12 protein-coding genes and 1 pseudogene are annotated in these 21683 nt (G+C 68.0%); 9 read left to right on the plus strand and 4 right to left on the minus strand.

Going from position 1 to position 21683, the window contains the following annotated elements; all coding sequences use genetic code 11:
* From tal to pgl, 5 genes are all read left to right on the plus strand, one after another.
* On the plus strand, nt 1-1104 hold the full coding sequence (gene tal, locus FHR32_RS31885; protein WP_184758236.1) for a transaldolase: 1104 nt from the start codon (nt 1-3) through the stop codon (nt 1102-1104).
* 5 nt (nt 1105-1109) lie between these two features.
* Nucleotides 1110-2738, plus strand: a complete 1629-nt coding sequence (locus FHR32_RS31890) for a phosphoglucose isomerase-related protein (RefSeq protein ID WP_184758237.1) — start codon at nt 1110-1112, stop codon at nt 2736-2738.
* Nucleotides 2739-4382, plus strand: a complete 1644-nt coding sequence (zwf, locus tag FHR32_RS31895; protein WP_246468045.1) for a glucose-6-phosphate dehydrogenase — start codon at nt 2739-2741, stop codon at nt 4380-4382.
* Nucleotides 4383-5294: a glucose-6-phosphate dehydrogenase assembly protein OpcA gene (locus tag FHR32_RS31900; protein ID WP_184758238.1), complete on the plus strand. Its 912-nt coding sequence runs from the start codon at nt 4383-4385 to the stop codon at nt 5292-5294. It begins immediately after the preceding gene.
* Nucleotides 5295-5361: 67 nt separating this feature from the next.
* The gene (gene pgl / locus FHR32_RS31905; RefSeq protein WP_184758239.1) at nt 5362-6135 is read left to right on the plus strand and encodes a 6-phosphogluconolactonase; all 774 of its coding nucleotides are present in this window, start codon (nt 5362-5364) and stop codon (nt 6133-6135) included.
* Nucleotides 6136-6186: 51 nt separating this feature from the next.
* Here pgl and add read toward each other — a convergent pair whose 3' ends face one another.
* On the minus strand, nt 6187-7215 hold the full coding sequence (gene add / locus FHR32_RS31910) for an adenosine deaminase (protein WP_184758240.1): 1029 nt from the start codon (nt 7213-7215) through the stop codon (nt 6187-6189).
* A gap of 254 nt (nt 7216-7469) precedes the next feature.
* Between add and FHR32_RS31915 the strand changes: the two are divergent.
* A pseudogene (locus FHR32_RS31915) lies at nt 7470-7925 on the plus strand (Clp protease N-terminal domain-containing protein); the annotation flags it as partial.
* Between the two features lie 220 nt (nt 7926-8145).
* Here FHR32_RS31915 and FHR32_RS31920 read toward each other — a convergent pair.
* Complete coding sequence (locus tag FHR32_RS31920; RefSeq protein ID WP_312882797.1) at nt 8146-9153, minus strand: GNAT family N-acetyltransferase; 1008 nt, start codon at nt 9151-9153, stop codon at nt 8146-8148.
* A 193-nt stretch (nt 9154-9346) separates the two neighbouring features.
* Between FHR32_RS31920 and FHR32_RS31925 the strand changes: the two genes are divergently transcribed.
* The 3 genes from FHR32_RS31925 (at nt 9347) to FHR32_RS47725 (ending at nt 13676) form a co-directional block, all read left to right on the plus strand.
* Entirely contained in the window at nt 9347-10747 is a 1401-nt protein-coding gene (locus tag FHR32_RS31925) for an NAD(P)/FAD-dependent oxidoreductase (RefSeq protein WP_184758243.1), read from the plus strand.
* A gap of 45 nt (nt 10748-10792) precedes the next feature.
* The gene (locus FHR32_RS31930) at nt 10793-12406 is read left to right on the plus strand and encodes an amidohydrolase (RefSeq protein WP_184758244.1); all 1614 of its coding nucleotides are present in this window, start codon (nt 10793-10795) and stop codon (nt 12404-12406) included.
* Nucleotides 12407-12600: 194 nt separating this feature from the next.
* Nucleotides 12601-13676, plus strand: a protein-coding gene (locus tag FHR32_RS47725) for an IS630 family transposase (RefSeq protein WP_425584274.1) whose coding sequence is annotated in 2 segments (ribosomal slippage) — nt 12601-13144 and nt 13144-13676 — 1077 coding nt in all. Because the reading frame shifts where the segments join, the coding sequence is not laid out codon by codon here.
* Between the two features lie 376 nt (nt 13677-14052).
* On the opposite strand, the gene FHR32_RS31945 is transcribed toward FHR32_RS47725, so the two are convergent.
* Both FHR32_RS31945 and mads8 read right to left on the minus strand, forming a co-directional pair.
* Complete coding sequence (locus FHR32_RS31945) at nt 14053-16179, minus strand: AIPR family protein (protein WP_184758245.1); 2127 nt, start codon at nt 16177-16179, stop codon at nt 14053-14055.
* 108 nt (nt 16180-16287) lie between these two features.
* Nucleotides 16288-21681: a methylation-associated defense system ATP-binding protein MAD8 gene (gene mads8, locus FHR32_RS31950; RefSeq protein WP_184758246.1), complete on the minus strand. Its 5394-nt coding sequence runs from the start codon at nt 21679-21681 to the stop codon at nt 16288-16290.
* Nucleotides 21682-21683 lie beyond the last annotated feature (2 nt).

Below are 21683 nucleotides of genomic sequence, written 5' to 3' on the forward strand. Positions count from 1 at the left end.
ATGAATGAGATTCTGAAGAGCCTTTCCGATCACGGCGTTTCCATCTGGCTGGACGACATCAGCCGTGAGCGTCTGCGCATCGGCAACCTGGAGGCGCTGATCCGCGACAAGCACGTGGTCGGCGTCACCTCCAACCCGACGATCTTCGCCTCCGCGCTGAGCAAGGGCGATGCCTACGACACCCAGCTCCACGACCTGGCCGTGCGCGGCGTGGACGTCGAGGAGGCGGTACGCGCCATCACCACCTACGACATCCGCTGGGCCGCCGACGTGCTCAGGCCGGTCTACGACGCCACCGACGGCGTGGACGGCCGGGTCTCCATCGAGGTGGACCCGCGCCTGGCCAGGGAGACCGAGAAGACGATCGCCGAGGCGCGCGCGCTGTGGTGGATGGTCGACCGGCCCAACCTGTTCATCAAGATCCCCGCGACGGTCGAGGGACTGTCCGCGATCACCCAGGCGATCTCCGAGGGGATCAGCGTCAACGTCACGCTGATCTTCTCCCTGGAGCGCTACCGCGCCGTGATGGACGCCTGGCTGACGGGCCTGGAGCGCGCGCGGGACAAGGGCCTGAACCTGTCCGGCATCGAGTCGGTGGCCTCCTTCTTCGTCAGCCGCGTGGACAGCGAGATCGACAAGCGCCTGGAGAAGATCGGAACGCCCGAGGCCAAGGCGCTCAAGGGCAAGGCGGCGATCGCCAACGCCCGCCTCGCCTTCGCCGCCTTCGAGGACATGGTCAACTCGCCACGCTGGCAGGCCCTTGCCGAGGCCGGAGCACGCCCGCAGCGCCCGCTGTGGGCCTCCACCGGCACCAAGGACCCGAGCTACCCCGACACCCTCTACGTCGACGAGCTCGTCACGGCGGGCACGGTCAACACGATGCCCGAGAAGACCCTCGACGCCGCCGCCGACCACGGCCGGATCACCGGCGACACCGTCCGTCCCTTCTACGAGGACGCCTGGAACACCATGTCCGCCCTCAAGGAAGCCGGCATCGACTACGACGACGTGGTGAGAGTGCTGGAGGAGGAGGGCGTGGAGAAGTTCGAGACATCCTGGAAAGAGCTTCTGGCCACGGTGTCCGCCGAACTGCGGAAGGCATGAACCAGATGACCGTGTCCGTGACGTTCAACGAGGAGAAGGTGGCCGAGCAGGCCGCGGAGACGGCCGCGCGGCTCGTCTCCGAAGGGGTCCCCGAGGCTCTGGCCAAGGGCGACCCCACCCTGTGGGGCCCGGAGGCCCAGGCCGAGGCGACGGTCCGCCTCGGCTGGCTCAACCTCCCGCGGACCAGCGGGGAACTGCTCCCCGAGATCGGCAAGCTCGTCGAGCGCGCCCGCGCCCAGGGCCTGGACCACGTGGTCCTGGCGGGCATGGGCGGCTCCTCGCTCGCCCCTGAGGTCATCACCGCCACCGCCGACGTGCCGTTGACCGTGCTCGACACCACCGACCCGGGCCAGGTGCGCCGGGCGCTGGAAGACCGGCTGGACCGCACGATCCTGGTGGTCGCCAGCAAGAGCGGCGGCACGGTGGAGACCGACAGCCACCGGCGGATCTACGAGAAGGCCTTCCGCGACGCGGGGATCGACCCGGCCGAGCGGATCGTCGTGGTCACCGACCCGGGCTCGCCGCTGGAGCAGACCGCCCTCGAGTCGGGCTACCCGGTGATCCTGGCCGACCCCAACGTGGGCGGCCGCTACAGCGCCCTGTCGGCCTTCGGCCTGGTGCCCAGCGCGCTGGCCGGGGCCGACGTCGAGAAGCTGCTCGACGACGCGGCCGCCGTGCAGCCGCTGCTCGCGCAGACGGAGGGCAACCCCGGTCTGGACCTCGGCGCCGCCCTCGGCGCCGCCGCGGTCTCGGGCCGTGACAAGCTCGTGCTCGAAGACAGCCTCTCGGAGATCAACGGCCTGCCCGACTGGATCGAGCAGCTGGTCGCCGAGTCCACCGGCAAGCAGGGCAAGGGCATCCTGCCGATCGTCGGCGCCGAGCCGGGCGAGGCCCCGGACGAGCTGATCGTCGGGATCGACTCCGACGGTGCCCTGGCCGTCGGCGGCCCGCTGGGCGCGCAGTTCCTCGTCTGGGAGTACGCCACCGCCATCGTCGGCCGCATCCTCGGCATCGACCCGTTCGACCAGCCGAACGTGGCCGAGTCCAAGAAGAACACCGCCAAGCTGCTGGCCCGGCCCGAGCTGCCGGTCGGCGCGCCGATCCTGGTCGACGGCCCGGTGGAGGTCTACGGCGAGCTGCCCGGCTCCGAGGTCCCCAAGGACCTGTCCGATGTCTTCACCCGGCTGCTGGAGGCCATCCCCTCCCGCGGCTACCTCGCGATCATGGCCTACCTCGACCGGGAGGCGGCGTTCGACGCCCCCTACGCCGAGGGCGCCTCGTTCGAGGAGATGACCGACGCGTGGAGCGCGGCCGACCCGGCCACGCTGCGCGCGCAGCTCACGCTGCGGACCGAGCGGCCGATCACCTTCGGGTGGGGTCCGAGGTTCCTGCACTCCACCGGCCAGTACCACAAGGGCGGCCCGCAGAACGGGGTGTTCCTGCAGATCACCGGCGCCGTGGACGAGGACGTCGAGGTGCCGGGCAAGCCGTACACCCTGGGCCGTCTCCAGCTCGCGCAGGCCCTGGGCGACCAGGGCGCGCTGGCCAGGCGTGGGCGTCCCACCGTACGGCTGCACCTGACCGATCGGGCGGCCGGTGTCGCACGCCTGCTCGCGGTAGCGCGGGAGGTCTGAATGAGCAAGGAACACTCCTCGGGACACACCGAGGCGGGGCGGTCCGAGGACCTGCCCACCGCTTCGCCCGCCGGCGAGTCGGCGGGCATCGCCACGGCGACCGCCGCGACCACCGAGGATCTCGTGAAGGCCAACCCGCTGCGCGATCCGGGCGACAAGCGTCTGCCCCGGGTGGCGGGACCGTGCGTGCTGGTGCTGTTCGGCGTGACCGGTGACCTGGCGCGCAAGAAGCTGCTGCCGGCGATCTACGACCTGGCGAACCGGGGGCTGCTGCCCCCGGGCTTCTCCCTGGTCGGCTTCGCCCGCCGCGACTGGCAGGACCAGGACTTCGCACGGCTGACCCACGACGCCGTCAAGGAGCACGCGCGCACGCCCTTCCGCGAAGAGGTCTGGAAGCAGCTGTCGGAGGGCATCTTCTTCTGCCCGGGCGAGTTCACCGACGACGGAGCGTTCGACGCGCTGGCCATGATGCTCAAGGAGATCGACCAGACCCGGGGCACCGGCGGCAACTACGGCTTCTACCTCTCGGTGCCGCCCAAGTTCTTCCCGGTCGTGGTCCAGCAGCTCAAGCGGACCGAGCTGGCACACGGCCCCGAGGGATCCTGGCGCCGCGTGGTGATCGAGAAGCCCTTCGGGCACGACCTGAAGAGCGCCCAGGAGCTCAACACGATCACCAGCGCGGTCTTCCCGGAGAGTTCGGTGTTCCGCATCGACCACTACCTGGGCAAGGAAACGGTCCAGAACATCCTGGCGCTGCGGTTCGCCAACAACCTGTTCGAGCCGATCTGGAACCGCAGCTACGTCGACCACGTCCAGATCACGATGGCCGAGGACATCGGCATCGGCGGCCGGGCGGGCTACTACGACGGCATCGGCGCGGCCCGCGACGTGATCCAGAACCACCTGCTGCAACTGCTGGCGCTGGTGGCGATGGAGGACCCGACGTCCTTCGGGGCCGACCCGCTGCGGCGGGAGAAGGAGAAGGTCCTCAAGGCGGTGCGGCTGCCGCAGAATCTGAGGGAGGCGACCGCGCGAGGCCGCTACGGTCCGGGCTGGCAGGGCGGTGAGCCGGTCATCGGCTACACCCAGGAGGAGGGCATCCCGCCGGACTCCATCACCGAGACCTATGCCGCCGTCAAGCTGGAGATCGCCAACCGGCGCTGGGCCGGGGTGCCGTTCTACCTGCGCACCGGCAAGCGGCTGAGCCGCCGGGTGACGGAGGTGGCCGTGGTGTTCCAGCGGGCGCCGCACCTGCCGTTCAGCAAGGACGACACCGAGATCCTGGGGCAGAACGCCCTGGTCATCCGGGTCCAGCCGGACGAGGGCATCACGGTGCGATTCGGCTCCAAGGTGCCCGGCACCGCCATGGAGGTCAGGGACGTCTCGATGGACTTCGCCTACGGCGAGTCGTTCATGGAGTCCTCCCCCGAGGCCTACGAACGGCTGCTGCTGGACGTGCTGATCGGCGACCCGCCGCTCTTCCCGCACCAGCGCGAGGTCGAGCTGTCGTGGAAGATCCTCGACCCGATCGAGGACTTCTGGGCCTCACAGGGACCGCCGCAGGAGTATCCGGCGGGCACGTGGGGTCCCACATCGGCCGACGAGATGATGGCCCGCGACGGACGCGCTTGGAGGAGGCTGTAGATGACGAGCTTCATGCTCAGCGGCACGACCGCGTCGAAGATCTCCTCCCAGCTGACCCAGCTCCGCCACCAGATGGGCACCCCCGCGGTCGGCATGGTGCTGACCCTGGTGGTGGTCTGCGACGAGAGCAACCAGTACGACGCGGTCCAGGCCGCGACCGAGGCGGCCAGGGAGCACCCCTCCCGGATACTGGTCGTCATCGCCCGCGACCCGGAGGAGCCGAACCGGCTCGACGCCGAGATGCGGCTCGGCGAGTCCACGCCGGGCGAGGTGATACTGCTCCGCCTGTACGGCGAGCTCACCAAGCACGCCGACTCGGTGGTCAGCCCGCTGCTGCTCACCGACACCCCGGTGGTGGCCTGGTGGCCGGGTGACTGCCCGGACGTGCCGGCCGAGGACCCGATCGGGGTGCTCGCCCAGCGCCGGATCGTCGACGCGCGGTCGGCGGCCGACTCGGTGCAGGCGATCACCGGCCGGGCGCGCGGCTATGTGCCCGGCGACACCGATCTGGCCTGGACCCGGCTGACGACGTGGCGGAGCCTGCTGGCCGCCGCGTTCGACCAGCCGGTGGGCAAGGTCAAGAGGGGCACCGTGGAGGCCGTCCCCGGCCATGCCAGCGCCCTGCTGCTGGCCGCCTGGCTCAGCGAGCGCCTCGGCGCCCCGGTGAAGGTCAACGAGTCCGCCGGCCCCGGCCTGACGGCGGTCAAGCTGGTGACGACCGACGGCGACATCGCCATCAGCCGCGTCGACGGCCGCCTGGCCACGCTGTCCCGCCCGGGGCAGCCGGACCGGCACGTCGCCCTGATCCGCCGCCCGAAGGCGGAGCTTCTCGCCGAGGAACTCCGCCGCCTGGACCCCGACGAGATCTACGAGGCCGCGATCCGGAGGCTCGCCCGGACCCACAAGTCCTGACCGGTGAGCGCCCCGCGGCCGACCGCGGGGCGCTTGCGTCATCGAAGCCCGTCGAGAGAGAAGTTCCGTGAGCGTTCCCACTGTGATCATCCATCGCGATGCCGACGTGCTCGCCAAGGCGGCCGCCGCCCGGGTGATCACCCGTACCGTCGACGCGCAGTCGGGCAAGGGCTCGGCCTCGCTGGTGCTGACCGGCGGCACCATCGGCATCGCCACGCTGGCCGAGATCGCCGCCAGCCCGGCCCGTGACGCCGTCGACTGGCGAAACCTGGACATCTGGTGGGGTGACGAGCGCTTCCTGCCCTCCGGCCATCCCGAGCGCAACGAGACCGGTGCGCGCGAGGCCCTCCTCGACCACGTCGACCTCGACCCCGCCCGCGTCCATGTGATGCGCGGTCCCGATTCGGGCATGACCGCCGAGGAGTCCGCCGAGGCCTACGCCGAGGAGCTCCGCAGGGCCGCCCGTCCCGAGGATCACGGCCCGGCGCCGTCGTTCGACATCATGATGCTCGGCATGGGCCCGGACGGCCATGTGGCGTCGCTGTTCCCGGGGATGCCGGCGCTGTACGAGACGCGCCCGGTGGTGGCGGTGCACGGCGCTCCGAAGCCTCCGCCCACCCGTATCTCGCTCACGCTCCCGGTCATCCAGGGGGCACGTGAGGTGTGGGTGATCGCGGCCGGCGCGGAGAAGGCGGGGGCCGTACGGCTGGCGCTGTCGGACTCGGGGACGATGCAGGTCCCCGCGGCGGGTGCGCGTGGCCGTCAGCGGACGCTGTTCCTGCTGGACAGGGCGTCCGCCTCCAAGATTCCGGCGTCTCTGGGCCGCCCCTCCTCGCCCTGATTCCCGAACCGCCGGGCCTTCCTGAGCCGCCGGGCTTGCCGGTCCGGCCGCTCAGGGCGTCCGCGACGTCTCGCTCAACGCCTCGATCTCGGCGAGGATCGCCCGCCTGCCCTCGGGGTCCAGGCTGGAGGCGTTGACGGCGTTGCGGGCCAGCGCCGCCAGCGCCTGCCGGTCCAGCCCGAAGACCTCGGCGGCGACGCGATACTCGTCGCTGAGCGTGGTGGCGAACATGGGCGGGTCGTCGCTGTTCAGCGTGACGTACAGCCCCTCCTCCAGCAGGCGCGGCAGGGGGTGCTCCTTGATGTGGGCGACCTGTCCGGTGCAGACGTTGGAGGTGGGGCAGACCTCCAGGGGGGTCTGGGTGTCACGGAGGTGGGCCACCAGGCGGGGGTCGTCCAGGCAGGCGATGCCGTGGCCGATCCGTTCGGCGCCCAGGCCGTCGAGTGCCTCCCAGATGGTCTCCGGCCCGGTCATCTCACCCGCGTGCGGGAGACTGCGCAGTCCGGCGGCGGTGGCGGCGCGGAAGGCGTCCCTGAAGGCGTCCCGATACAGCGGGCGTGCCTGCTCCATCCCACCCAAGCCGAAACCCACCAATTCCTTGGGAGGTTCCTGGAGGGCGTGGTCCAGGGTCGCCCGAGCCGCCTCGGCCCCGTACTCGCCGGGGATGTCGAAGATGTAACCGACGCCGACACCGTGCTCGCCGAGTGAGTCGCGGGCGGCCGCGTCGAGCGCCTCGGTGACCGCGCGCATGGGCATGCCCACGATGTGGTGCGCGTACGGCGTGACCGTCAGCTCGACATAGCGCACGTTCTGCGCCGCCAGGTCCGCAGCCAGCCCGGTCACCAGCATCGCCACGTCCTCGGGGTCGCGGACCAGGGCGTTGACCGCCCCGTAGACCTCGGCGAAGTGCGGGAAGTCGCGGAAGGCGTAGAACGCGCGCAGTTCCTCCTCGGCGGCGGGCACCCGGCTGCCGGGATGGCGCCGGGAGAGTTCCAGCACGGTGGGGACGGAGGCGGAGCCGATCAGGTGGACATGGAGCTCGACCTTGGGGAGCGCGTCGATGAAGGCGTGGATCGTCATGACGGCGACCCTAGGCACGCCGTACCCGGGCGCGATAGATAGTGAGCCTGAATCTCACTTGAAAATGTAAGTTTTAATGATCAACGGGGCTCGGAGGTGCCCCGACCAGGCGGATCGGCGTAGGGCACGACGGCCGGCGCCCCTCACCTTTGGGAAAAGGATTCCGTGCCGAGTAGCGATATGTCCTCCCCCTTACCGGGAAACCTGGCGCATAGTGAGTGCAGGCAACTCGGCATCCCTCACGGAGGCCACTCGTGTTCGAGCGCTTCACAGACCGTGCCCGCCGTGTCGTGGTCCTCGCCCAGGAGGAGGCCCGGCGGCTCGGCCACGACTACATCGGCACCGAGCACATCCTGCTCGGCCTTCTCGGAGAGGAGGACGGCGTCGCCAGCCGGGCCCTGCAGGCCTCCGGCATCGGCCGCGCGCAAGTACGCGACGACGTCGAAAAGATCATCGGCCAGGGCGGCGACACCCCGCCCGGCCACATCCCGTTCACCCCGCGGGCCAAGAAGGTGCTGGAGCTGTCCCTGCGGGAGGCTCTCAACCTGCACCACAACTACATCGGCACCGAGCACATCCTGCTCGGCCTGATCCGGGAGGGTCAGGGCGTCGCGGCCCAGGTGCTCGCCAAACAGGGCGCACGCCTGGACGTCGTACGGGCCCAGGTGATCACGCTCATCGGACGGCGTGGGCCCGATCGCCCGCTGACCCTGGAGGAGGGCTTCTACGGCACCGGGCCGTCGTTCGGCGCGAAGCTGGAGCGGATCCAGGAGAGCCTGGATCGGATCGAGCGCCGGCTGGACGCCATGGGCGCGCCTCCGGACCCGGGCTCACCCGACGACGAGGGCGTGGATCGCCCGCGCGAGGGGTGAGACCTCCCCGGTCCGGGGCCCCTGAGCGATCCCGGACCGGAGAGGCGAGGTGATGGGTTCAGCTCGGGGACACCGCCGCCATCACGCCCACGGCCAGCCTGGCTTCCACCATGCCGGGGTCCTCGGTGTGGCTCAGGGTCGCGCCCAGCGAGACCAGGAGCCTGCGCATGCGCGTGTTGTCCGCGAGCAGAGTGGCCCTGACCTCGGCGAAGCCCAGATCGCGAGCCTCGGCGACGATCATCCTGGCCAGCGTCGCGCCCAGTCCCCTGCCCTGCCAGCGGTCCTCGACCAGGAAGGCCATCTCGGCGATGCCGGGGTCGGGGGTGAACATCAGGTTGGCCAGCGCGACCACCTGGCCGTCGTACCCGGCGACCAGCGAGTGACCGTGGGTGCGGTCGCAGAGCCGGTCGAAGACACGGGGCGGCAGCATGGGCATCGAGGTGAAGTAGCGGAACCGGCGCGACTCCGGCGAGCAGCGGTCGTGCAGGTCGCGGACCGCCTCACGGTAGAGCTGCGTGAGCGGGCGGACCTGGGTCTCGGTGCCGTCCGACAGCTTGACGACCCGCTCGCTGCCCATCGGCTGGTGGGGCGGGGGCTGCGCCAGCCGTACGAAGGAGGCGGCCCGGGCGGCCTCGGTCAGGGTGAAGGGCAGCTCGGCCCGGCGTACCCGGATGGCGCGGCGCGGGGCCACGGGCACGGTCAGCAGCGTCGGGTCCGGAAGGTCACTCATGTCCGAACCGTAGACCCAGCGGGAGTCGTCGGCGCGCAGCAGTTCCCCCAGCAGTTCGGGGAGCCGCCAGGGCGTCGTGCGCAGCCGGGACGCCAGCAGGAGCGCGCGGGTGGGCTCGTCGGTGAGCTGGTGGGCCGTGGCGGCGACGACCTGGACCTGGCGGCCGCCGGCCGCCTCCAGCGCCTCGCGCACGACCTCGGGACCCGCGGGGATCTCCGTCACGAACTCGTCCACGGTGCCGTCGACGTCGGACTGGACGCTCAGTCCCAGAATGTTGCCGCCCTTGTCGGCGAGCGCGGCGGCCAGCGAGGCCAGTCGTCCCGGCCGCTCGTCCACTGTCGTACGAATCCTCAGAAACCCCATCGAAATGCTCCCTCCGTTGGGCACAGCCTGGCGGATTCCTGTTACAGGACTGCTACACAGGAGTGAGCCCGCCGTTACGTCTGGGACGATCACTCATGACGCGGTTGTGCAACGGTTTCCGTTGACAGGTGCGTCTTAATTGACGGATATAGCAGGATATGAGGTCATGAGTACGCGTATTCCCCTGGCTGAGGACTTTGTCAACGGGGATGTCTCCTTCTGGTACCGCTCCCTCGGTATCCCCACCGCCGGCGAACCCCTCGGCGGCGACCGTGACGCCGACGTGGCCATCGTCGGCGCCGGATACACCGGTCTGTGGACCGCCTACTACCTGAAGAAGGCCAGCCCCGCCCTGCGGGTCGTGGTGCTGGAGAAGGAGTTCGCCGGGTACGGCGCGTCCGGGCGCAACGGCGGCTGGCTGGTGGGCGAGCTCGCGGGCACCCCCGAACGCTACGCCCGGACGCACGGCACGGAGGCCGCCAAGCGGCTTCAGCGCGTGATGTTCGAGGCGATCGACGAGGTCATCGCGGTCGCCGAGGACGAGAACATCGACGCCGACATCGTCAAGGGCGGCGTCACCACGGTCGCCACCAACGCCGCCCAGGACCGGCGGCTGCGCGAACTGCTCGCCCACGAGCGCCACTGGGGCTGGACCGAGGACGACGTCCGGCTGCTGGACGCGGCCGAGCGGGAGAGCCGCCTGAGGGTGGAGGGCACGGTCAGCGCGATCTGGAGCCCGCACTGCGCACGGATCCAGCCCGCCAAGCTGGTCCGCGGCCTGGCCCGGACCGTGCGCGAACTCGGGGTGGAGATCTTCGAGCGCACCCCGGTCACCGAGATCGCCCCGCACGAGGCCCGCACGCCGTACGGCACGGTCCGCGCCGGCTACGTCATCCGCGCCACCGAGGGCTTCACCGCCGAGCTGAAGCAGTACCACCGCACCTGGCTGCCGATGAACAGCTCGATGATCGTCACCGAGCCGCTGGGCGACCTGTGGGACGCGATCGGCTGGGAGGGCAACGAACTGCTCGGCGACATGGCGCACTACTACATGTACGCCCAGCGCACCGCCGACGGCCGGATCGCCTTCGGCGGACGAGGCAAGCCCTACCTGTACGGCTCCCGCGTGGACGAGCGGGGACATACCCACGAGTGGACCATCGAGGCGCTCTGGGAACTGCTGACCGGCATGTTCCCCGCGGTGCGGGACTCCGCGGTGGCGCACGCCTGGTCCGGGGTGCTCGGCGTGCCGCGTGACTGGTGCGCCACCGTGCACGTCGACCAGGCCACCGGCATCGGCTGGGCCGGCGGCTACACAGGCCACGGGGTGACCACCACCAACCTGGCGGGGCGTACGGTGCGGGACCTGATCCTGGGAGAGGACACCGAGCTGACCGCACTGCCCTGGGTGGACCGTAAGGTGCGCGGCTGGGAGGTGGAACCGCTGCGGTGGATCGGTGTCCACGCCATGTACGACCTGTACCGCCGGGCAGACGCGAGGGAGAACGCCGGGCTCGGCCGCACCTCTGTCCTGGCCCGCGTCGCCGACTCCATCACCGGACGTTGAGGAGAGCGCCATGACCTGCCCGTACGACACCTCCGTGGTGGCCGAGTGAGCGACATCCTGTTCCGCGGCGGCCGCGCCTTCCTGTCCGCCGACGCCTTCGCCGAGGCGGTACTGGTCCGCGACGGCCGGATCGCCGCCGTGGGCACCGAGTCCGACGTCGCACGGCGGGCCGCCCCGGGCCACGAGACCGTCGACCTCGGCGGCGGCCTGCTCACCCCCGGCTTCACCGACTCCCACGTCCATCCGGTCCAGGCGGGGCTGGAGCGGGCCAAGTGCGACCTGGCCGAGGTCTACGGCCTGCCGGAGTATCTGGAGCGGATCGGCGCCTACGCACGGGCCAACCCCGGCCACGAGTGGATCGACGGCGGTGGCTGGGACATGGCAGCCTTCCCCGGCGGCCTCCCCCACCGCTCCCAGCTCGACTTCCTCGACCGCCCGGTCTACCTGATCCAGCGCGACCACCACGCCGCCTGGGTCAACACCCGGGCGCTGGAGCGCGCCGGGATCACCCGCGACACCCCCGACCCCGCCGACGGCCGGATCGAACGCGACGCCGACGGCACGCCGAGCGGCGTGCTGCACGAGGGCGCGATGGACCTGGTCGGCCTGCTCACCCCGCGCCCCACGGCCCGGGACCTGACCGACGCGCTGCTGGAGGCCCAGGCCCACCTGTTCTCCCAGGGCATCACCGGCTGGCAGGACGCCATCGTCGGCTCCTACGCCGGCTCCGACGACCAGCTGCCCACCTACGTCGCCGCGGCGGCCTCGGGAAAGCTGATGGCCCGGGTGGTGGGCGCGCTGTGGTGGGACCGCACACGCGGCGCCGAGCAGATCCCCGAGCTCGTGGAGCGCCGCGCCTCGGCGGAGGGGCTGGAGCGGTTCCGCGCCACCTCGGTGAAGATCATGCAGGACGGCATCACCGAGAACTTCACCGCCGCGGTGATCGAGCCCTACTGCCGCTGCGGCGGCACCGGCCTGTCGTACGTGGAACCCGCGCTGCTGAACGGCCATGTCGCCGAGCTGGACCGGCACGGCTTCCAGGTGCACTTCCACGCGATCGGCGAGCGGGCCGTCCGCGAGGCGCTGGACAGCTTCACCGGGACCGACCCGGCCAACCGCCACCACATCGCGCACCTGCAGATCATCGAACCGTCCGACGTGCCGCGCTTCGCCGCGCTCGGGGTGACGGCCAACCTGCAGCCGCTCTGGGCCACCCACCACGCCCAGATGGACGAGCTGACGATCCCCTTCCTGGGCGACGAGCGGTCATCCTGGCAGTACCCCTTCGCCGACCTGCAACGGGCGGGCGCCCGCTTCTGCGCGGGCAGCGACTGGCCGGTGTCCAACGCCGACCCGGTCCAGGGCATGCACGTGGCGGTCAACCGCACCGAGCCGGGCGGCTCGGTCCACGCGGACTACCCGACGGCGCAGACCCCGTTCCTGCCCGGCCAGAGCCTGGACCTGGCCACGGCCCTGACCGCCTACACCGCCGGCTCGGCGTGGATCAACCACGACGACGACGCGGGCACGATCATCCCGGGCAACCGTGCAGACCTGGTCGTCCTGGACCGCGACCCGTTCACCGAGCCCCAGGCCGACATCTGGCGGACCGAGGTGGCGATGACGTTCGTCGGCGGGGAGCAGGTCTACCAGCGCTAACTCATCACTCTTGCTCGAAACCACGTGTCGAAACGGTCACCGTGACGGCTACGTGATCAGGAAAACCATGGAGTTCGGCGGAATCGGCGCCATCGCGATGCCCATACGAACGCCTTTACTGATCAAGAAGTGCGGGCGTGACACAGGTCTGACCACTTATCAGGCACTGTTTTCCCAGGTGACATCCTTGAAGGATGAGGTATTCAGACAGAAGCGGGGGACTGTCTGCGGCCGAGCGGGCCCGGCGTGAGGCGCTGAGGTTCCGGGCGGCGGACATGTTCGCCGGAGGGATCAAACCGCCGTGGGCGGCCCAACTGCTGGGAATCACCCGTAAGTCGGCCTATGAGTGGTACGCCGTCTGGTTGAAGGGCGGCAAAGCCGCGCTGGTCTCCAAGGGCGCCGCCGGAGCCGGCTGCAAGCTGACCGCTGACCAGGTGGAGCGGCTGAAGGCCGAACTGGATCGGGGCGCCGCCGCGCACGGCTGGGACGATCAGCGCTGGACGGCCGCCCGGGTCGCCACCGTGATCGCCGAAAGGTTCCACATCCACTACACCGCACGCGGGGTGGCCTACCTGCTCCAGCGGCTGGGCTGGTCCTTCCAGGTCCCCGTGCATCACGCCACCAAGCGCGATGAGGAGCAGATCCAGCACTGGAAGAGGTGGACGTGGCCCGCTTTAAAAGAACGCGGGCGGCCTGGAGTTCCTGGCTCTGCTTCGCCGATGAGTCCGGCCAGAGCCTGAGGCCGCCCAAAGGGCGTACCTGGGCCCGCCGGGGCCACACCCCGGTCCTGACGGTGTCCTACGGCGGACAAGGACGGGTCTCGATCGCCGGGCTGGTCTGCGTCAAGCCCGGGATGCGTACCCGGCTGATCTATCGCACCCTCACCTATCACCGGCGCAAGGGCGAGCCCAAGGGGTTTGGCGTCGAGCAGTTCAAGGCCCTGCTGCACGCCGCGCACGCCCAGCTCGGCGGCCCGATCTCGCTGGTGTGGGACAGTCTGCCCGAACACCTCTGCGCCCGGATGCGCGACTGGATCACCGAGCAGGAGGACTGGCTGGTGGTCTACCGGTTCCCGGCGTATGCGCCTGAGCTGAACCCTGCGGAGGGCCTCTGGGCCAACCTGCGCGGCACGCTGCTCAACTTCGCCGTTCGCGGCATCGACCAACTGACTGTCCTGATCAGGCACGGGCTGAAACGGATGCAGTACCAGCCCGGCCTGCTGGACGGGTTCATCGCCGAGACCGGCCTCGTCCTCTTCGACCCACCGTAGTAACGCCCAGCTTTCATGCTCAGTATGGCTGTTGGAGGCAGGTTGTGCGCACCAACGGCACCGCAATCGCCCGCCGTTTCGCCGAACACCACCGGTTTTTCGCCTTGAACGACTTCGCCCGGAATCAACCCCCAGAGCCGCTGAAGTGGTGGCTGCGGAATAGGGAGTCATACCGCAGTCACGTCGTCCTTGGCTGGTTCTGCAGATCCCGAGTCCTGTACGCGCCGTCAGCACTTCGACAGGATTTCGCTTTCCTGCGCGATCAGCGACTACCCACAGCAAGCGAGCGCGACCACACCGCCCCCGAAAGCCCGGACTCTATCGGTCCATTGCAAGGACCTTACGTGGCCACCTGCGGCATCTGTGAGAAAAGTACTCATTCACCACTGATGAGCTTGTCTGCGATCTCGTTGAGAGTGCCATGATCCGGAACCATCCAGCGCATCGGCCCGCGAACGCCTGACGGGGGATTGGGAAACCCGGCCTCGCGCATCATGTGCATCACCAAACGACTGGCAGCGTATCGCTGCCCGTCCGCCTCCCAGACGAGAGCCTCCCAACCGTGATTACTCCACATGGCTCTTCCGCGCCTCGGATCCTGAGCAATCCATGGGAGCAGGACACTTTTCTCCCGCTGAGTCACGGCCTTGAATATGAGCTGGGCGCCGTCGGAGAGCAAGCCCGCGTTTTGGATCACCTTCACGGCATCGGCTTTCCTTGCACCATCGGGTTTAGCGGGCCTACTACTCGAAGTGGAACGCGGTGCGGCGACGCGTACCAGCGGCAGCTGGACAGGCGAGCCCGTAAAACTCTCCAAAGTACATTCAACCAGCTCTCGACATTTTACGTGATTTTTGAAAAGTGAGCCGAGAAAGACCCCACTGTTTGACTTCTGCACTTGGACGGCGAGCAGAAGGCACACTGTCCTTGTCAGCTCAGGAACCGACGCGAAAGCCTCTCGCCGTTCCGCCTCCGGGTCATTGAGATCACGATCGTCCAACTGCGAGAGAACCATGTGCGCAATCAGGCGGTTGCCGTGTACGGCAACCGCGCCGTCCCGACCATCGAGCTCGGACCGCAGATCGGCCAGCTTTCTCTCCACTGCACGCAGAACGAGAACGCTATTCCAAAGATAAACGACGTTGAGATCGTTTGGAAACAAGGTCTGGTAGGTGGCGTCGTCACTGGCAGTCCATAGGAGACTCACCTGCCTTTTGGCGTCAACAGCGAAAGCCGGGTCGGCATTGGCACAAGCGAGCGCAACAGCCGCCTCCTCGACGTCACAGCCATCATCACCTGTTACATTGTCACTGCCACGCCGCACGCCATAGACTTTGTCAAATTGCAGACGAAACTGAGCGCGGATTCGCTCTTGGCGAGGGTCGAGTGCAATGAAGTCACGGGCGTCGACACCATTCTGAGTATTAGTGGCCCGCGTCACACGCGCGGCGAATCCTTCGGGACAACCGTCCAACGAGATGATTCTAATCCAGATCTTGGCTTCACTCAGGAGATCCGGATCCTTTCGGAGGATCGAGCGAACACTCGCCGCCGTCTGCGCTCCGTTGACAACGGTTGCACCGACGATCTGAAACTTTCCGTATTCACGTGTCTGACTGTCTCTCGCCGCACGGTGAACCTCTTCCGCAAGAACCGTTATGCCGTTATTGAAATACCAGAAGTGCTCTGGCTCATTCCATAAAGTGGCGAAGAGCGCGTCGTTGACAGGTGTCTGCCCCAGAGCATCTCTCAGATTCCCATCGAACAGCCGCTCTCCATGATCCTCATACCACCCCGCGACCTGCACAGCAGTGGCCACGCCATAGAATGCCTCGTAGGGCGTATGAATACTGCCCCATCCGGTGAGATGAACGTCGAGATCGACACCACGGCCGGAGGTGCCGTTAACGACAAAGTCGTGAATTGCCTTAAGCCCGAGGACATTCACATCGACCAGCTCGCCGGCGTCATTTACCTCGTCACAGAGGTTATCCAGCGGACGCCGCACCACTTCTGCCAGCTGATCGCTTCCAGTGGTGACGATCGCGAGAGTGATCTTCACGCGAGGATTGTTGAGGGCAGCCTCTATACGTGGCTGAAGTGCACGGAGCCGCTGGTTGAAACGGTCATACCTTCCAGCAAATAGGTCCCGCGCTCCACTGGTCAGCTTGAGCGCCTCCGCTTGATCGACGTTTTTTCTACCCTCCGCATGCCACTTCGCTTGGACCAAGAAAATTCGATCGTGGTTGTCATCGATCGCGACGGCATCAATCCCATTGTCGTCGAAGCCGTCGATTACGCAGGCCGCCGCCGTAGCCGCATCGAACCCCGTGAGCGCCTGAACCCCAAGGGCCGCAAGGCCTCGTGAGAGAGACGCGGGGTTGCCGTCTACAGGGACACGCAGGTCGGAAAGATCCAGATGCGGGATTAGTGTCCGACGAATATGTGCGGCAAGTTGATTGATGTGCAGGATGCTCAAAGGAGGGCCTTCGTTCGGGTTCATTTGTTCTTACGGCAAACGCCCTGCCAAAGTTCAGGTTTCACCCGGATCGAACACAGCTACGGGGAGTAACGATAAATCTCCTGATACCGGGTGGAGAGGGCCGTCCAACTAGTCGACCGCCGTCTTGGTCCCTCCGCCATGACGTGTCACCCGAGGACGCAGTCGCACCTTGACCGCGTTTCGAGTAAACGCGACGTCCGTCGCCTTATTGGACCAGACATACGCCTCTCCCGGCGACAAATTGGCCATTCTAGAGGAAGTGAGTTCGGCCAGCGACGCGTTCGCCTTCTGAAGATGCTTGAGCCATGCCGGCGATGTGAACTTGTGCAGGATCACATGGTTAGAGAGTGCGATCAACGAGGTCGGAACGGAGAGCGGATCCTGGCTGGCGACCAGGACGCTCATTCCCTTGTGCCTCATCTCACGGACGCTCTCGACGAGGCCCGCCACGAGGTCGGGGCTCTCGATGTATTTGTGGGCTTCGTCGAACACGACCAGCTTGTTGAATCGTCTGCCCTCGCTCTGCGCCTCAGCGAACAACTGCATGAGGACCACGAAAAGGCCTAGCGCCTCATCCTTCTCGATGAACTCGTCTCGCAGGTCGACGATGATCATTCGCCCCGGCCGAACGAGTTGCTTCACCCGTGCGTTCTCATCGATGTACTCGGCAGCCAGGTTGAGGCGCTCCTGGGCGAGTTGCTTTAGGTTGTCCGAAAGTGAGGAATGCTCGACACCGTCGCGAATGACTTCAAGCCGCAGGTCCCTGCGGTTCGCCTTCATGATCCTCTGAAGCTGCCGGATGTACGTGGACTGGTTGCCGATCGCCCCCATGAGGAAACGCCAGTGCTCGGCGCGTAGTTCACTGGAGCCGAATTTCAGCGGGAGAACGTGAATGTTCGGATATTCGGAGCGTCGCTGCTCCAGTTGATCTTCGGGCACCAGCATCACCACATCAGTCAGCGCCGCCGGCTCGACCCCGTAGCGCCGACGCAGCGTCTCGATCTGAGCGGCGTCGTCGTTCGGCCTGACCATGCTGGTGAACTCCGGCGCGTAGTCCAATGTCGGACTGTAATGGAAGACGATCGTGGCCAGCGGGCTCGGCAGCTCGTTGACGGGAGGCGCGGACAGCGAGGCGGCCTCGATGATCGTGCCGAGCGTGTAGCTCTTGCCTCCGCCCTGTACCCCGAACAGGCTGATCGTGTGCGTCTCATTGAGGTCGAGTGCGATGCGTCGACCCGCGACCTCACCCAGAACTCCGTACTGCGGTGACGGTTCGGTCGATCCCAGGTAAACGTCGGGGGTCGGGCTCGAGCCCACCTGAGAGGGTTTGGCCGGTTCAGCCTCCGCAACTGCCTGCACAGGCTCGTACAGCTCCCTTTTCTCGGAGATCTCAAGGCGAGGGGCAGGAAGCTCTGCCGGAGGTGCGAACGCCTCCTCTTCCGCCTTCCCCCGCCCCGCTTCGGGCTCATCATCGGCGTCTTCGAAGATCTCGTCTTCTTCAGGCACCTCATGTGCGCGGACCGGCGCCCGGAAGACGGCGTCCGCGAGCCGCGGGAGGGTGAGGTCGGACCGCTCCAGGGATTCCGAGGTGAGGCTCGCGGCGGTCTGTCCGGCGGCCAGGACCGCGTCGGTGGGGATGGCCTCAATGAGTTCCTCGGCGAGGTCGCGTCCGATCCGGTGAAACTCAATGCCTCCCTCGGACTCGCTCGACGTGCCCTTGCCCCCGAGGTCGAAGACGAGCCCCGTGCGGGTGAACTCCAGCCGGTAACCGCGGTCGAGCTGTGCCAGCAGCCATCGGGCCTCGTCGGCGGCGTCCGCGCGCATGGTCTGGTACCGGACGGCCCTACCAAGGTAGAAGCGGAGCAGGGCGGCCAGATCGGCGTTGCGCACCACTCGATCCGGGCGGTCGGGCTGGGTGCGGTGCGGGTCGAAGTGCTCGGCCAGGACTTTCGCGCTCTGGCTCAGCTGAACCGCCATGTGGTTCTTGAGATCTTCGTAGGCGGACAGATTGCCCAGCGAGCTGTAGCACTTGACCTCGACCAGGCGGCAGGTGATGGTGCGCCGCCGCGCATCCAGGCTGAACAACGCCAGATCGGTGCGCTGGAGCCCGACCGCCTCGCCGACCTCGTCCGCGCGTTTACGCGCCTCACGGTACAACTCCAGATGTGCGTCCAGCGGAACGAGGATCTGATCGGCGAGGACACCCTGATAGTCAAGGTAGAGCCGGGCCAGTGCCAGGCCGAGAACCTCCGTGCGCTGCGTGGAAACCGCGGAGGCGAGTTTGAAGGCCAGGCGTCCGGAGAGCAGGCGCAACTGGTCGAAGAAGGTGGCGGTGTGCCGGGAGGCGATCTGGAAGCCGTGCTGCGCGATCATCGGAGAGAGCAGGGATCGCAGCTCGTCCACGGATCGGGAGCTGATGACGATGTGGTGGCCCAGGCCTTCGGCGCCGTCGGCGTCGAAGTCGATGACGTAGTCGGGACGTCGCTCGCTTCCCGTGCTGTCGAAATACTCCACTCCCAGCGTCCTGTCAGCGGTGATCACCCAATCGCTGGACCGGTGGGCCTGGTGCAGGAGGGTGCCGTCCTCCACGTCGAGGCTCAGAGTGATCCTCGGCGCGAGGCGCGTTCCCACCTGCCCGGTGGTCACGGCTGAAGCGGCGGCGGAGACGGTCGCGGGCAGCGATGAGAGGAGATCGGAGAGTTCTTCCGCTCCCCTGATCGGTTGGGCTCGGCCGTGGCGGGGCTGTTTGTGCCAGGCGACGAAATCCTCGTCCTCGACGTAGGTGACGACCATGTCCTGCTGGAGCCCGTGAACCTGCGCGGGCCCGTGGCTCTCGGCGGGAGCGGCGTCGAAGCGCTCGCCGCTGAACGCGTCGAAGAGAAGGGTGACGTGGGCGGAATGCTCTCCACTCGCGGAACGGAACTCGTCCATGGGGCGTACGGCCACCGACAGCTTGGGGGTGATCCCTGAAACCGTGCGTGTGTGGAACGGTTCCGCGTCCGCGGCCGAACTCCACTCGCCCCGTAACAGCTGCGCCAGGGCGTCTCCGTTGCCGGCGGCCTCGGGATCTCCGGCGAAGAGCCGGATGTCGTAGCTGATCTCCTTCAAGCCTTTCCGCCGCTGAAGTTCGATGAGCATGTCCGCGACCTGCTCGGCCCGTCCCGCGTTGACGACACTGATCACCAAGGTGGCGACGTAGGGGTGCAGACGCAGGTATCGCTCGACCCGGTCAGCGAGCCGCTTGCCGGAGATCGACCTGTCACTCGTCCAGCGTTCCGGCAGGCGAAGCGCCGCCATGAGCGCCGCCGATACGCCCTGCGGATCATCGGTGTCGGTGGGCAGGCAGACGCCCCAGTAAGGGTTGAGATCGCTGCCTGCGACGGCAAGCCGGCCACCCGATCGGGGGACGACGAGGGGAAAGCCGAGCGGGGCCATCCCGGCCAAGGACCGCCCCGCGGCGGCGATCACCGCGGCTTCGTTCTCAGCGGCGTCGGCAAGCCACCGGTGCCCGAGCTCGGCCCAGGTGACGAGCCAGAGCAGGCGGAGCGGATGCGTCGGCGCGACAAGGGTCAGCTCGCTCGTCGTTCCGCGAAGATCGGTGTGGTTCACGGTGACACAGTCGACCTGCAGCATCGCCGTGAGCTCACGTAGAAGGCCCGCGGTCTGGGTCTCGTCGGCCCGCTCGGCGCGGTGGAGGTGCCGGCTCAGCAGCTCACCGTACGCTTCGGCGTAGGTCTGGGTGAGAACGCGGAGGCCGACCAGGTCACAGCCCTCGACGACCATCGCGTCCGCGCCGCGGATCGCTTCGAAGATCGCACGGCGCGCCCGGCTGAACGCTTCGAACGTGTCGGCTCCGCTGCTTGACCACACAGACTCCTCACGGGTGACCGGCCCCGGCTGGTCGGCGTGGATGGGGAGGCGCAGCCGCCCGATGCGATCGGGATCGGCGAGGATCTGCCGTTCCAGCTCGCAGAGCGTGGGCGCGAGCGGGATCTCGATCTGCGCGTGAGCGCCGAACGCGGCCTGGACGACGTGACGCCCCGGTCCCTGTGCGCTCTTCCAGGTGACCGCCCGGCACGTCACGTCCCGCCAGTCCCTGCCTTCTTCCAGAGCCTTGAATTCCAGCCGTCGCAGAGCGTGGGTGACGCCGATCTCCTTGGTGACGCGCTGCTGCGGCGGGTTCTCATCGATGTCGTCGTCGGTGACGACGAGGAACCGGTCGCTTTCGTTGAGGTCGTGCACGCCGTCGTGGGAAGGCGCCACCGGGAGGGGGATGCTCTCGTCATCGTGCGGGAGAACCCGGATGTAGTGCCAGCCCTGCTCCAGGTCGGCACCGCGTAGCTTCTTCAGGATCGCCTTGTAGGCGGTTTTCGCGGTCTTGCCGACCCGCACCGAGGCGGCGACACCGGTCGGACCGGCCTTTTCCGATATCAGCTGAACGGTGAACCTGGTCAGGCCTGCGATACGGCGAGGGTCGGGGGTGACCTCGAACGTGACGGGAAGCTGTGCCGGTCCTTGCTTCCCAGCGAGGAGGAACAGCTGTCCGGTGAAATTCGCCAGGACGGGGTGGTTCACGTGCTCAGGCCTGTCACCCGCGCGAGGAAGGTCGAGATCACCGAGAGTGATCCGGAGCGTCTCCACGGGGCGTTCCTCGCGCAGCTGCCAGTGCTGGAAGGCGAGCTTCCAGTTCGCGCGATCGACCACGATCCGGCGAGTCCAGGCTCTCGGATTCTCCAGGCCCGTCTGGACCACGAATTCGGCGAGACGCGAGCGGAACGGGGGGTCGGTCAAGTTCAGCTCGATGACGCGTTGCCGCTCCGGCCGTTCCGCACGAGACAGGATCCGCATCTGCTGAAGATTGCGGGCCGCACGGGTGCGGATCTGCCCGGGGTCGGTGAAGAGATCGAAGTCGGGCACCAGACCCAGTTCGAAGACGGCCGCCCCGGCCGCGAGCGGGTCGAACTCGTTGAGCTGAACCGTGAGCAGGTAGCGGGCCCGAGCCAGTGAGTCGCCGTACGGCCACTGCTCCTCGATTAGGAGGTCGAAGAGGTCATCCGCACCGCGGCGCAGCTTCTCGGGAAGCTCCGCGAGCAGCCGCCCGGCCAGGCTGGAGTAGACATCACCCAGCACAAGGTCCTCGAAGGTGGCCACGTCGAAGGAGTCCTCGGCGCTGGCCCGGATACCGGGGGGAACGAAGACCAGCAGAGGCGGTCGCTGCCGGTCGCCGACCGGATTGCGCAGCTCGATCAGCTTGGTGCTGCTGATCGCCACATCCGGGGAGACGTCGGGCGGGGCGCCGAGGACGTGGACCTGGGCGTCGTTGTTCACGGCGGTGCGCACCCTGCGGCAGAGCCGCTCGGCGAGGGCCGCGCCGATGTCGGTGACGCGGGCGCAGTGCCCCGGCCGGCGGTCCTCCAGCAGGGCGGACAGCCGGGGGGTGAGCACCCGTTCCAGTGCCTCGTCGAGGTCCTGGTCGAGTAGTTCGCGTAGTCCTGCGCTCATCG

This window comes from Streptosporangium album (assembly GCF_014203795.1).
Taxonomy (GTDB): Bacteria; Actinomycetota; Actinomycetes; order Streptosporangiales; family Streptosporangiaceae; genus Streptosporangium; species Streptosporangium album.

Excerpts from the sequence above, each read along its gene's own strand:
- tal (WP_184758236.1), top strand. The coding sequence starts at position 1 with ATGAATGAGATTCTGAAGAGCCTTTCCGATCACGGCGTTTCCATCTGG.
- FHR32_RS31890 (WP_184758237.1), top strand. The coding sequence starts at position 1,110 with ATGACCGTGTCCGTGACGTTCAACGAGGAGAAGGTGGCCGAGCAGGCC.
- zwf (WP_246468045.1), top strand. The coding sequence starts at position 2,739 with ATGAGCAAGGAACACTCCTCGGGACACACCGAGGCGGGGCGGTCCGAG.
- FHR32_RS31900 (WP_184758238.1), top strand. The coding sequence starts at position 4,383 with ATGACGAGCTTCATGCTCAGCGGCACGACCGCGTCGAAGATCTCCTCC.
- add (WP_184758240.1), bottom strand. The coding sequence starts at position 7,215 with ATGACGATCCACGCCTTCATCGACGCGCTCCCCAAGGTCGAGCTCCAT.
- FHR32_RS31925 (WP_184758243.1), top strand. The coding sequence starts at position 9,347 with ATGAGTACGCGTATTCCCCTGGCTGAGGACTTTGTCAACGGGGATGTC.
- FHR32_RS31945 (WP_184758245.1), bottom strand. The coding sequence starts at position 16,179 with ATGAACCCGAACGAAGGCCCTCCTTTGAGCATCCTGCACATCAATCAA.
- mads8 (WP_184758246.1), bottom strand. The coding sequence starts at position 21,681 with ATGAGCGCAGGACTACGCGAACTACTCGACCAGGACCTCGACGAGGCA.